This is a genomic window from Microcoleus sp. K5-D4 (assembly GCF_036704575.1).
GTDB lineage: Bacteria > Cyanobacteriota > Cyanobacteriia > Cyanobacteriales > Microcoleaceae > Microcoleus.
This window is the reverse complement of the sequence record NZ_JAUBSD010000016.1, coordinates 47,135-59,541: the sequence shown is the minus strand read 5'-3', so window position 1 is coordinate 59,541 and position 12,407 is coordinate 47,135. Positions and strand designations below refer to the sequence as shown.

The window sequence follows — 12,407 nt, the reverse complement described above, 5'->3', positions numbered from 1 at the left end:
TTTTCTAAGAATCGTGAATTTTGTAAGAAGTTGGGGCTCTAGGGTGTGTTTTAAACCCGGAGATCCCCCCTAGCCCCCCTTAAGAAGGGGGGGACAAGAGTATTCAAAGTCAGCCCCTACTCCCCTTTTTAAGGGGGATTTAGGAGGATCGAAACTTCATGTTGTCAAACAGATGCAATCCGACGCTCGATCGCATTATAGAATCGATCGCCCATATCACCCATCGAAACCTCAATTAACACTTGATTGTCAGCACTCACAACCCGCAAAGGTGATTCAGCACAGCAAACTAAACCTATTTTCTGCCACATTTTTGTCAAATGTTCTTGCAGGTAAGCTTCCCAAATTTCTTGATTTTTCGGTGCGACTGAAACTACAATGCAGTTGCCCATTTCACCAAACAAAATTTCATCCCAGCGGCTGACATTTGCCGAATTACAACTGAAATGAATTTCCGCGCCCATTTTAGCAGAGATACAGCATTCCGCGAGGGCGATCGCAATTCCACCTTCCGCACAATCATGGGCAGAACCTACCCAACCTTGCCGAATTCCATCACGACAAACCGATTGCACTTTTCTTTCCAACTCAAAATCTATCCTTGGCGGTTTCCCAGCTACAATCCCGTGAATTGCCGCTAAATATTCCGAACCTCCCAAAGTAGGAGAAGTTTCGATTTTTGAGCTTTCAGATGAAAGTTCTGAGTTTTGGGATGATTCACCAATTCCCAGCACATAAATTAAATCACCTTTCTTTAGCCAAGCTTGGCCAGAAATCTTCTTCAAATCGGGAATTAACCCCACCATTCCGATTACCGGAGTCGGATAAATTGGTTGAGGATTTCCCTCAGCATCAACAGTTTCATTGTAAAGAGAAACATTCCCGCCAGTCACAGGCGTTCCCAACTCCCGACAAGCATCAGCAATTCCGCGACAAGCTGAGGCTAACTGCCAATATCCGATCGGCTTTTCGGGACTACCAAAATTCAAATTATCAGTAACTGCCAGAGGTTCAGCACCCACACAACTTAAATTTCTCGCTGCTTCCGCTACGACTGCTTTGGCACCTTCATAAGGATCGAGATAAACATAACGAGAATTGCAATCAACCGTTGCAGCAACTCCGGGAATAATCCCCAGGGGCGCTTCCTCCTTGCTAAGCGGGGGAGAAACTTTTGGAGTTTCCCTACCTTGTGCCTTTTTAAATAGAGGAATTACTTCTTCTTCCTGTTTGCTTTCGGAAGCTAGAGAAACAGCATTTTCTCTCAGTAGATCCCCCTTAGCAAGGGGGTGTACTTCTAGCCCTTCAGCAAGGGAAGATTGGCAGGGTTCTAGCGGACGCAATCTGACAACCGCAGCATCAGCGCCTCCCGGTAAAACAACAGTATTGTTTTGCACTTGATGATCGTATTGGCGATAAACCCAGCGTTTAGAAGCGATGGTGGGAGTATCTAAAAGCGTCAGCAAAATCTGATTCCAAGTTTGGAAATTGCCGTTAATTTCGATACCTTTAACTGTGGATTGTGGCAGGGAATCCGCCGTCCATTCCCATGCTTTTTTAGCATATTCGGGCGGCTCTGTCAACAGTTCTCGGTGATAAATTGGCGTGTTATCTGCCAAAGCAGTGGCGGTAATTTCGGCAGCGATTTCGCCTTTAAATAGAATTCGGACGATCGGCTCTTCGATGACTGTTCCCGCTACTACCGCGTGCAATCCCCAGCGGTGGAAAATATCGATTAATTCCTGTTCCCGTCCTTTTTGGGCCACAAACAACATCCGTTCTTGGGATTCCGAAAGCAGGTATTCGTAAGGAATCATGCCGCTTTCTCGAACGGGAACTTTGTCTAAATCGAATTCAATGCCGACGCCGCCTTTGGCTGCCATTTCTGATGTCGAACAGGTGATTCCTGCAGCACCCATATCTTGGGCGGCGACGACTGCACCGGTTTTGAATGCTTCTAAACAAGCTTCAATTAAGGATTTTTCTAAAAATGGATCTCCTACTTGGACTGCGGGGCGATCGTCCATTGATTTGTCTGTCAATTCGGCACTGGCAAAACTTGCTCCTCCCATGCCATCTCGCCCGGTAGTTGAACCGACGTAAAGCACTGGATTTCCGATACCGGATGCCCCGGATTTGACGATTTCTTGAGTTTCCATTAAACCCAAGGCCATGACGTTAACTAATGGGTTGCCGGAATAAGCAGGATCGAAGTAAACTTCGCCGCCAACTGTGGGTACTCCGATACAATTTCCATAATGAGAAATTCCCGATACTACGCCTTTGAACAATCTCTGAGTTTTAGCATCGTCTAAGTTGCCGAAACGCAGGGAATTCAAAAGTGCGATCGGACGAGCTCCCATTGTGAAGATATCGCGGAGAATCCCCCCGACACCGGTTGCTGCACCTTGGAAAGGTTCGACTGCTGACGGGTGGTTGTGGGATTCAATTTTGAAGGCGAGTTGCAAGCCGTATCCCAAGTCTACGACGCCGGCATTTTCTCCAGGCCCGACGAGAATTCGATCGCCCTCTGTGGGAAACTGTTTTAATAGCGGCCGCGAATTTTTGTAACAGCAGTGTTCGCTCCACATAACGCCGAACATTCCCAATTCAGCTTTATTAGGATGGCGACCTAGACGCTGAACGATTTCTTCATATTCTTCAGGTGTGAGTCTTTCACCGGCAATTTGTTCGGGGGAAAATGGGGATTCGGAGATGGGAGACATGGAAACTCGTTATAAACCACAGGCTTTATTCTAAATGCCCTGTGCTTGGTTAATCTAAAATCTATAATCTAAAATCTATAATCCTAGGTCTTTGGGTTGCTAACCTAAAATCTAAAATCTAAAATCTAAAATCTAAAATCGAATGACTCAACCTCGAAATCTCAATTTTGCCAACCAAAACTTGCGGAACCGTTCTTTTAAAGGGCTTGACTTGTCAGGGGCGAATTTCAGCGGTTGCGACATTCGAGGCTGCAATTTCACCGGGGCGATTTTGAGGGGGGCAAATTTTCAGGGTGTCAGAACCGGACAAAGCCGCAGGCGGGTGAGAAATTTGATTGCTAGGGCTGGGGTGACAGCGGTGACAGTGACGGCGGCTGGGGCTTTGACTGGACTGATAGCCGGGGCGGATGCGGGGGCTGTGGCGGTGGCCGGAACGGCTGCTACGGCGATTGCTGCGACTCGGGGCGAGGCGGGAATTGTGGCGGGGGCTGTGGCTGGGGCTGCTGCTGCGATCGGGGCTAGCGGTATTGTGACATTTTTGGGCGGAGATACCATCAGGGGAATTGTCTTATTTTTGGTTTCTGGGGTAATTCTTGGGTTAACTGCGATCGGATTTTTTATCGCTGTTGAACAAATAGAAAAATTGTCGATAACGTCGTTTAGAAAAGCTGATTTAACTGATGCTGTATTCGATCCGGGGGCGGTTCTAGATGCCGATTTTTCCGATGCGCGAGGAGTGCCGTGGTAGACTGCACAATTACTGATTTTTTACCCATTCCCGGAATTCTCGCACGGCTGCGGTTGCGCCTGTAGTTTGAGTGCGATCGATAAATTCGTCAACTTTTGCAGTCGGTAGCATTGGGAAAGCCCGGGAAAAAATGCACTCGGCATATTCGCCATTTTGCAATTGATAAAACTTGATACTTCGTCCGTCGTACCGCCAAATTTCTGGTACGCCTAAATCTGCATATAAATCGAATTGATTTAAGGAACTGCTGGTAATATCAATTTCCAGTGCTAAATCTGGCGGCGGATCTTGAGCAAAGTCTAATTCGGTTTTCCCTCTGACCAGTGCTTCATTTTGGATATAATAGCAGGAATCTGGTTCTTTTCCGGCTGCTTTTTTGCGTTTCTTAATAGTCATCGATCCAAAGGGGTTGTACTCCAGATTGAGTTCTTCTATGAGAGTTACAATTAATCGATCGATCAGCCTGTTGCGATTTTCATGTTCCGGTAGCGGCACCATAATTTCTAATTGACCTTGATGATAAGCAATTCTGGTGGAACGTTTGTTGCCCAGTTCCGCTAGCAGGCTTTCATATAAATGCCAACTGATATTTGGCAGTAAAACTCGCTGTTCGGCGGACGTTGATATTGTTAGCATTTTACTTGGATTTTATAGTTTGAGAATATTTTAGTTTATCCTTTTTTTTTGCGAACACCACAAAAAGTATCTGCCGACAGCTACGGTCATGCGCTACTCTAGTTAATAATAGACTGTGGTCATTAGTCCTTGTTGTATGAAGCTGCGATCGTTCTTTTCTTTCCTCATTGCTGGCGTCTTGGCACTCTTAGGCTTGAGTGCCGGTGGTTTTTACTGGCTGACAACTCAAACTCCCCTGAATTTGCTCGCTGGCGGGCCGACAACTACTCCGGCTGCGGCTGTGTTTGTCTCGAAACAAGCACCTTTGTTAGCATCAATGCTGGTAAATCCCGATCGCCTCGAAGCATTGCGACAAGTTTTTGCCACTCCCGAAGAAAGAAGTCGATCGCACGCAGAATTTGAGCAAATCAAAAATAGTTTCCTCGCCAATACGGGCCTGGATTACAGTCGAGATATCCAACCTTGGATAGGTGACGAAATTACCCTCGCCCTCACAAAGCCAGATTTCGATGGCGACAGCAGCAACGGCCAACAAGCCGGGTTTTTGCTGGCCGTTTCCTCCCAAAATGTCGATCGCAGCCAACAATTTCTCGACTCCTACTGGCGCCAACAATCTCGTGGCGATAAAACAGTGCAGTCGGAAATATATAAAGGCGTGAGAATTAATTATAAACAAGCAGCAAGAGCCCAGAAAAAATCTGCTTCACTTTCGCCTTTTAACCCGTTTTCTCTGCCGACTTCAAAGTTGCCATCCAGCTTCGCAACAGCAGCCATCGTCGGTAATTTAAATTCTGGGAATAACCAAAGTTTTGTTTTATTTTCCAATACCCCGATTGTGATTCGAGATGCAATTAATAACGTTGAATCAGCAAACCTAAATCTCAACACTACCCCGGAATATCAAAAAGCTTTGCAGCAGCTAACTCAAGGCAGAATCGCTTTAGCATTTGTCAATCTCCCGCAATCAGCAACCGAGCAAAATCCCCAAGTTTCTCTTAATTCCCTCGCAGTTGCTGTCGGAGTCAACCGACGGGGATTGCTGGCTCAAACTGCTTTAGTGACATCGCGAGAAAACACAGCTTCTCCAACACTCTCCGAACCTGTGCAAGCCTTGCAATACATTCCCTCAGCCAGTCCTTTCGCGGTCGCCAGCACCGATTTAAGGAATTTTTGGGCTGATTTGTCATCTGCGGTTTCCACTAATGCAGAAGTCTCAAATTTAGTCGATCGCACTCTCGCAGATATTCAGCAAGTTTGGGGCGTCAACCTGCCCCAGGATATATTTGACTGGGTACAAGGAGAATACGCTTTAGCAGTGCTTCCGAATTCGTCAAATAGTGCCGATTGGATTTTTGCCGCCGAAACATCTCCCGATTCCAAAAAGGCGATCGACAAACTCGATGAAATTGCCCGCAGCAAAGAATACAGCATCGGCAGCTTCACTCTCAGAAACCAGAAAATTACCGCTTGGACGCAGTTGACAACGAACCCAAATTATGGAATAGAAAATAAGAGAAAAAGTGCGATCGAAACTGAGGCAAAAGGAGTCCGAGCCACCGTCGGCAAATACGAAATTTTCACCACCTCAGTAGAAGCAATGGACGCAGCACTAGAGGCAGCAGAAACAGGCTCTTTAGTTGCCAATCAAGATTTTCAAACCAGCATTGAACCGCTACCGCCATCTAACGACGGCTATTTTTATTTAGACTGGCCCTCCAGCAGGGCAATTTGGGAAAAACAAATCCCGCTGTTGAGGTTAATTGAACTTTCGGCAAGACCATTGTTCGATCACTTGCGATCGCTCACTGTCACCAGTACGGGAGAAATAACAGGAATTCGCAAAGCTACTATATTTATGCGGCTGAATTAGTCAGAAGGAAGTTCGGCAACGAGCAATGTACGGGATGTAACGGATGTAAAGGATAGAAGGAAGAAGGAAGAAGGAAGAAGGAAGAAACTATCCCCAATTCCCCATTCCTCATGCCCAATGCCCAATGCCCAATAACTAAGGACTAATAACTACTGGCTCATTCACCTTTTTCGGTTTCCCAAAATAAGCTTGAAACACCTCTTTGGCGATCGGGGCTGCGGCAACAGAACCATAACCGCCATTTTCCACAACCACGGCGATCGCAATTTCCGGCTTGGAGGCAGGCCCGAACGCCACATACAAAGAGTGATCGTTCTGTCCGATGACCTCGGAAGTCCCTGTTTTGCCCGCCGTCAGCGGAATCGTACCGTCATTCATCCCCTGTCCCGTACCCTCGGCAACCACCGCGATCAGTCCTTCCTTAACCACCTGAATTGTTGAAGGTTTCATTCCCGTATGTACCCGTTGAGTCTCCGGCGTGCCGGTCATAGAAGTCAAAAGATGAGGCTTCACCCGATAGCCGCCGTTAGCGATCGAACTCACCATCACCGCCGCCTCCAAAGGAGTCACCAACACCAACCCCTGACCGATCGACATCGTTACCGTATCACCCGCATACCAAGGTTCTTTATAAAGTTTCTCCTTCTCCTCCGGCGTCGGGATTTGACCGTGATCGCCGCCGCCTAGCCCCAAAAGATTCAAATCCGTATCCTTGCCAATTCCCAAGCGGTGTCCCCACTTAGAAATTTGCTCCGGCCCGGTACTAATCCCCACTTGATAAAAAAATGTATTGCTGCTGAAAGCCAAAGCATCCCGAAAGCCGATGTCGCCGTAACCGCCACTGTGTTCGTTAAAATCAATTCCCCCCACAGTAATGTAAGACGAAGTACCGAGAATTGAGTCCGGCGAAAATTTGCCCGACTCCAGGCCCGCGACGGAAGTCACAATTTTAAAGGTGCTGCCGGGGGGATAGCCTTGCATGGCCCGATTCAAAAATGGATTTTCCGGATCTTGAAGAGTTTCCCACTCATCTTTAGTGATTTTTCGCGTAAACAGATTGGGATCAAAAGTCGGGTGGCTGGCCATAACTAATACCGCCCCGGTTTTGACATCCATCGCCACTACTGCTCCCCGGCGGTGCCCCAAGGCTTTTTCGGCTGCTTTTTGCATTTCCAAGTCTATGGTTAGCTGCACCGCCTCACCGGGTTTGGGCGGTGTCTCTCCCATCAGCCGCAATTCTTGATTTTGGGCATTTACCTCGATCAGCCGATCGCCCCAAACTCCGGCAATCTTCTTGTTAGAACTCGCTTCTATGCCCATCTGACCGACAATCATCCCCATCGGGTATTCCGGATGAGCTTCCAAGTCTGCTGCGGTAGCCTCGCCAATATATCCGATCACGTGAGCCGCCAAACTGCCTTCGGGATAGTAGCGGTTCGCTTCTGGCCGCACTTCCACTCCCCGCATTTGTCCCACCTGTTCTGCTAGCGGCACAAACACCTCTGGCGGCATTGCTTGCTTGAGCCGCACCGGTCTGTAGGATAGAGGATCGACCTCTTTTAATTTTTTTAAAATTTCTGGTGCTGGGATTTTAACCAGCGGACTCAACTTTTCTGCAGTCGCTTTCCACTCTTCCGGCGTTTGTTCTTTCGGCCACAAATATACCGATCGAGCTAAATTGTTTGCCGCTAGCAACTTGCCTTTGCGATCGATAATATGTCCGCGATTCGCCGGCATTGGCACTAGACGAACGCGATTGTTTTCGGCTCGTTCCCGGTGTTGCTTCCCTTGTATCAGTTGCAATTCCACCAGCCGACTAGCGTGCAGGCCCAGCAAACCTGTTGCCACCAGCATTAACACGATCGCCCGGTGTATCGGACGCTCCTGTTTCTTAGGAGTTTCCGCCAGGGTTTTGTCAGAAGAGTGAAATGCTGAGATCGAATAAACTTGTCGTTGCATCATTCTATAGGTAGATGTCAAATCCTAGATTTTAGATTCCTGATTGTCAATTGTGAAGTATACATCATCAAACCGGGGCCGATCGGGCCTTGACCATTGGGGGAAGCGGGATGATTGAGAATTAACTTTTGACTAATAACTAATAACTCCTCACTCATGACTGCTGACTGTTGACTAATCCCCCAAGCACCAAGAAATAGCCAGAAAAATCAAGGCCAGGCTCACCCAATTAGGGATGTGGAACCAGCCAGATAGACCTATAGGTAACAATACCAAGGCCTGTGTCAATAGGGAACCGATCGCCAACAGCAAGGCTAGGAGTATCAAATTTATCATCTTGACACCGTACCATTTCGGATATGAGTCGAGCGCCTGTGGCAGAAATCCGAGTGGCACAAGCGAGCGCGATCGTACAGGGATTGTCCTGATAGACATAAGGAAGAGAAGCCAGGAGGTTTTGAACTAATTTAAAAATTATTCTTCCTCCAGAGTTTGTATTCGAGGGACTGCGATGGGTAAATTCTGAGTTGTGATTTTAAGTTGTGACCGAGGAGTATTGCCATGTTGTTTAATCAGCGAGCCAATTTCAAAAACGGTGCGCTCTTGGCGGCGATCGCCGCGATCGCCGCCCTACCAGTTTTAGCAGAAACAGCCAATTTCGGCACTTTAACTTTATCGCGAGGTTTTGCAGCCCCAACAGCAGTTTTGAGAGGTTCCACAGGCGGATCGTACTCTCTATCTGTCATAGCCAACGCCGATCGCCACAAAAACAAATGTTTGGGTTTTGCCACCCCAACTCCAGACCACATCATAGTCTTGCAACAAAAATTTTCAAAACTCACACTCCAAGTCAACAGCGGAGGCAAGGACACAACCTTACTCGTACAAGGCCCCGGTAATGCGGTGCGCTGCGGAGACGATATAGGTCAGAATAAAGATGCTGGCATACTTGATTCTGACTGGCAAGCAGGCTCTTACAGGATTTGGGTAGGTACTGTCGAACCCGGAGTCAAGTCTAACTATACAATCTCAGTACAGGAATAGAACGCAGCGACGCGGTGGACTAACCACAATAAAATGTCGTCAAATTCTACCCCACTCTCCCCCCTCCCGATCGACCGCTCACTTCCCCCATCCAGTAAAATGTAAAATCGAAAGTGGCGTGTTTAACCAAAATAGGTAACTCCGAAAGTGCTAAAGACTCTTAGAGCTGACTTCAGTATAATTTTCGATCGCGACCCTGCCGCTCGCAACTGGCTGGAAGTTTTGTTTTGCTACCCCGGTCTTCAGGCCCTGGTGCTGCACCGCCTCGCACACTGGCTTTATGTACTGGGACTTCCCTTCATCCCCCGCTTGATTTCCCACATTGCTCGCTTTTTGACCGGAATTGAAATCCACCCAGGGGCAACCATAGGCAAAAGCGTATTCATCGACCACGGTATGGGGGTTGTGATCGGCGAAACAGCTATTATCGGCGATTTTGCCCTAATTTACCAAGGTGTCACCCTTGGCGGTACTGGCAAACAAAGCGGTAAGCGTCACCCTACCGTCGGCGAAAACGTAGTTGTAGGTGCCGGCGCCAAGGTACTCGGCAATCTGCAAATTGGCAATAACGTCCGCATCGGCGCGGGTTCCGTCGTGCTCCGCGACGTACCATCTGACTGTACAGTGGTAGGGATTCCCGGCCGCATCGTCTATAGATCGGGAGTGCGCGTCAATCCCCTAGAACACGGCAGTTTGCCGGATTCGGAAGCTGCGGTAATTCGCTCTTTGCTCGATCGTATCGAATCCCTCGAACAGCAAGTAAAAAGTTTGCTTCCTCAAGCATCTGTCTCCTTAACTTCTGTTCCCAATTCCCACAATTTCCAGTCAGTATCAGAAGCTTTAAACCAAGCCAGCAATGTAGCCTTAGCGGAAAAAACCCAACTAGCTGCAACCCCTAGCTGCAAGTTAAAAGATAAAGCCATTCAAGAATTTTTCGACGGCAGCGGCATCTAAAAATAGTTTTGAGTGTTGAGTTTTTCATGGGGAATTTTTCAACTTAAAACTTTCCTACTGACAACAGTCAACAGTCAACTGACTTCAAGGATTAACCGATCGCACAGACCAATTTCCCTCCCCGTCGCGCCGATAAAGCGACCGATTTTGGGGTTCCCCCCGCAACTCCAAAAAATCCACCGTTTCCGGTTCCAACAACAGCAAGCAAAAATTAGGCAGCGGGTCGATCGCATTTGGGGAAGCAGAATCAAAAGCACTAGCCTCGGCTTTGTCATCCCCCGGATGCGGCCAAGCAAACTGTGCTCTAGCCGCCTCAGAAAGCTCCTGCCAAGTTGTGCGCCGGGATAAACAAAACTCTGCCTCTGGATAATCTGCCCCTACCAAAACTAGCTTTCCAGCAATCCGAAATTGTTCGCGAGTTTTCGGGAAATACCAGCAAATTTCCCCCCAAGGATAGAGGTTAATCTCCTCTGCCTTTTGACTGCGAATATCTGTAATAAACTTTAACTGATTAGTATCTGCTAAAAAGCCTCGAAACACCACAGTGCGGTTGGCAGGACGCCCGGTAGCCCGAACAGTCGCTAGTTGCAAGTAGCGAGCAAAAGCAAGACTGCGGTTGCGGTGGAGCGCGCGAGCTAAGGGCGATCGCCAAAGTGCTAAAGACATAATTAATAACCTATCATATTGGTAATGGGTAATTGGTAATGGGTAATTAGTGCATTTTCCCTTCTGCCTCCTGCTTCTATCCCCTAAACTCACAATTTACAAGTTTTAAAATCTGGCTATTGGTAATTTTATGTCAAATTCACTCTCAAAACTCAAAATTATTGAAACTCCCCACAGTGGCTACCACTGGGACGGCAGTTCCCGCCGCTTTTTTGAAGGCTGGTACTACCGAATAACATTACCGATTCACGGACAATCCTTTGCATTCATGTATTCAATAGAAGACCCCAGAGGCGGTCAACCTTACAGTGGCGGTGCAGCTCAAATTCTCGGTCCGAAAGATAGCTATTTGTGTCGCACCTTTCCCGATGTAAATAAGTTTTGGGCACACCGAGAAAGCTTAGGTTTCGGACATTGGGGCAAAACAGATTTACAAATTAAACCCGGATATTTAGAACCGCAAGTATTCGACAGCAGCGTCGAAGAAGGCTATCAAGCTACTGCTACTTTGAATCAAGGTTATCTGCACGAGCCGGGAAGCGGCAGTCACTGTTTTTGGCAGTACGAAATTCAACCTATTTATGGCTGGGGAAACTCAGAGGAAATCCAGAGATCTACAGCCGGAATGCTATCTTTTCTGCCTGTATTTGAGCCTGGATGGCAAATTTTAATGGCTCACGGTTTAGCCACGGGCTGGATCGATTGGAATGACCAACGCTACGAATTTAAAGATGCTCCCGCTTACAGCGAAAAAAACTGGGGCGGTGCTTTTCCCCAAAAGTGGTTTTGGATTAATTGCAATTGTTTTCAAGGGGAAAAGGATTTAGCTTTAACTGCTGGCGGCGGGAAGCGGGGCGTGCTGTGGTGGATGGAATCGGTAGCAATGATTTGTCTGCATTACCGAGGAAAATTTTACGAATTTGTGCCTTGGAATTCGCAAGTTAGTTGGACTATTGAGCCTTGGGGAAGCTGGAAAATGCAGGCTAGAAACAGTCAGTTTGAAATAGAGTTAATTGGCACTACAAACAGTTCTGGTACTTATCTGCGAGCTCCTACAGAAAAAGGCATGGCTTTTTGCTGCCGGGATACCACGCACGGCGAATTGCGCTTGCAACTGCGAGAGTTGTTGGGGGGGAATGTCGAAAAAAATGGCAAGCAGCGTTCTAGAATTATCTTAGAGGCTCAAAGTTCTTTATCGGGTTTGGAAGTTGGGGGCGGCCCTTGGGATGAAGTTTGGCGATCGAATTAAACCATTAGTCATTAGTGATTAGTCAGTTAATAGTAGTGAGAACAGCCATGATCCATTTACTCGGTTGGCAATTAGCCAAATTCTACCCCAGCCAGCGGTTAGAAAAAACTTTCAAGGTGATTTTGGGAGTAATTTTATGTTTGAGCACAATCTTGATGCCCGCGGCAATTGCTAGTGCTGCCGGTGATTTGTCTCGGCAACCTGTCACCGAAATTACTGTTAGTTTGGGTAACGAAGCTGGCGAACTCAAATTTTTCCCCAATCTGCTAGAATTTGAATCGGGCAAGCGCTATAAATTACTGCTAAAAAATCCCAGTTCGCAGAAACATTATTTTACTGCTAAAAACTTTGCTGATGCGAGTTGGACTCAAAAAGTTGAAGCTGGGAAAGTGGAAATTAAAGGAGCGATTCACGAATTGGAACTTAAACCGGGCGCTATGGCAGAATGGGTGTTTGTGCCGATGAAATCGGGAACGTATAACCTGCGATGTACGGTAGCCGGACATACGGAAGCGGGGATGATTGGCAAAATTACGATCGCCTCTTAAGTCCGAG

The 12,407-nt window shown here is 47.5% G+C and carries 10 protein-coding genes; 6 read left to right on the top strand and 4 right to left on the bottom strand.

What is annotated here, in order from left to right; translation table 11 throughout:
- Positions 1-164 precede the first annotated feature (164 nt).
- Positions 165-2,726: a phosphoribosylformylglycinamidine synthase subunit PurL gene (gene purL, locus QUA77_RS07605; protein ID WP_333449741.1), complete on the bottom strand. Its 2,562-nt coding sequence runs from the start codon at positions 2,724-2,726 to the stop codon at positions 165-167.
- Between the two features lie 142 nt (positions 2,727-2,868).
- On the opposite strand from purL, the gene QUA77_RS07600 reads away from it, so the two are divergent.
- Positions 2,869-3,474: a pentapeptide repeat-containing protein gene (locus QUA77_RS07600; protein ID WP_333449740.1), complete on the top strand. Its 606-nt coding sequence runs from the start codon at positions 2,869-2,871 to the stop codon at positions 3,472-3,474.
- 9 nt (positions 3,475-3,483) lie between these two features.
- Here the strand turns inward: QUA77_RS07600 and QUA77_RS07595 are convergent, their stop codons facing one another.
- Positions 3,484-4,110 carry a Uma2 family endonuclease gene (locus QUA77_RS07595; RefSeq protein WP_333449739.1) on the bottom strand — a complete coding sequence of 209 codons (627 nt, stop codon included), beginning with the start codon at positions 4,108-4,110 and terminating at the stop codon, positions 3,484-3,486.
- 115 nt (positions 4,111-4,225) lie between these two features.
- Between QUA77_RS07595 and QUA77_RS07590 the strand changes: the two genes are divergently transcribed.
- Positions 4,226-5,980, top strand: a complete 1,755-nt coding sequence (locus QUA77_RS07590; protein WP_333449738.1) for a DUF3352 domain-containing protein — start codon at positions 4,226-4,228, stop codon at positions 5,978-5,980.
- Positions 5,981-6,115: 135 nt separating this feature from the next.
- Here the strand turns inward: QUA77_RS07590 and mrdA are convergent, their stop codons facing one another.
- A complete protein-coding gene (mrdA, locus tag QUA77_RS07585) occupies positions 6,116-7,942 on the bottom strand; it encodes a penicillin-binding protein 2 (protein WP_333449737.1) in 1,827 nt (608 codons plus the stop codon).
- A 558-nt stretch (positions 7,943-8,500) separates the two neighbouring features.
- Between mrdA and QUA77_RS07580 the strand changes: the two genes are divergently transcribed.
- Complete coding sequence (locus QUA77_RS07580) at positions 8,501-8,983, top strand: hypothetical protein (RefSeq protein ID WP_333035992.1); 483 nt, start codon at positions 8,501-8,503, stop codon at positions 8,981-8,983.
- A gap of 147 nt (positions 8,984-9,130) precedes the next feature.
- On the top strand, positions 9,131-9,937 hold the full coding sequence (gene cysE / locus QUA77_RS07575) for a serine O-acetyltransferase (RefSeq protein WP_333035994.1): 807 nt from the start codon (positions 9,131-9,133) through the stop codon (positions 9,935-9,937).
- 84 nt (positions 9,938-10,021) lie between these two features.
- Here cysE and QUA77_RS07570 read toward each other — a convergent pair whose 3' ends face one another.
- A complete protein-coding gene (locus tag QUA77_RS07570) occupies positions 10,022-10,603 on the bottom strand; it encodes an Npun_F5749 family FMN-dependent PPOX-type flavoprotein (RefSeq protein WP_333035995.1) in 582 nt (193 codons plus the stop codon).
- Positions 10,604-10,733: 130 nt separating this feature from the next.
- Here QUA77_RS07570 and QUA77_RS07565 point away from each other — a divergent pair, with 130 nt between their 5' ends.
- Positions 10,734-11,852 (top strand): tocopherol cyclase family protein, encoded by a 1,119-nt coding sequence (locus QUA77_RS07565; protein ID WP_333035997.1) that lies wholly within the window; start codon positions 10,734-10,736, stop codon positions 11,850-11,852.
- Between the two features lie 47 nt (positions 11,853-11,899).
- Positions 11,900-12,400 carry a plastocyanin/azurin family copper-binding protein gene (locus QUA77_RS07560; RefSeq protein WP_333035998.1) on the top strand — a complete coding sequence of 167 codons (501 nt, stop codon included), beginning with the start codon at positions 11,900-11,902 and terminating at the stop codon, positions 12,398-12,400.
- The last annotated feature ends 7 nt before the right edge of the window (positions 12,401-12,407 follow it).

Bases quoted from the DNA above. Each gene is read 5' to 3' on its own strand.
- mrdA (WP_333449737.1), bottom strand. From the start codon at position 7,942: ATGATGCAACGACAAGTTTATTCGATCTCAGCATTTCACTCTTCTGAC.
- QUA77_RS07600 (WP_333449740.1), top strand. From the start codon at position 2,869: ATGACTCAACCTCGAAATCTCAATTTTGCCAACCAAAACTTGCGGAAC.
- QUA77_RS07570 (WP_333035995.1), bottom strand. From the start codon at position 10,603: ATGTCTTTAGCACTTTGGCGATCGCCCTTAGCTCGCGCGCTCCACCGC.
- QUA77_RS07560 (WP_333035998.1), top strand. From the start codon at position 11,900: ATGATCCATTTACTCGGTTGGCAATTAGCCAAATTCTACCCCAGCCAG.
- QUA77_RS07580 (WP_333035992.1), top strand. From the start codon at position 8,501: ATGTTGTTTAATCAGCGAGCCAATTTCAAAAACGGTGCGCTCTTGGCG.
- QUA77_RS07595 (WP_333449739.1), bottom strand. From the start codon at position 4,110: ATGCTAACAATATCAACGTCCGCCGAACAGCGAGTTTTACTGCCAAAT.
- QUA77_RS07565 (WP_333035997.1), top strand. From the start codon at position 10,734: ATGTCAAATTCACTCTCAAAACTCAAAATTATTGAAACTCCCCACAGT.
- purL (WP_333449741.1), bottom strand. From the start codon at position 2,726: ATGTCTCCCATCTCCGAATCCCCATTTTCCCCCGAACAAATTGCCGGT.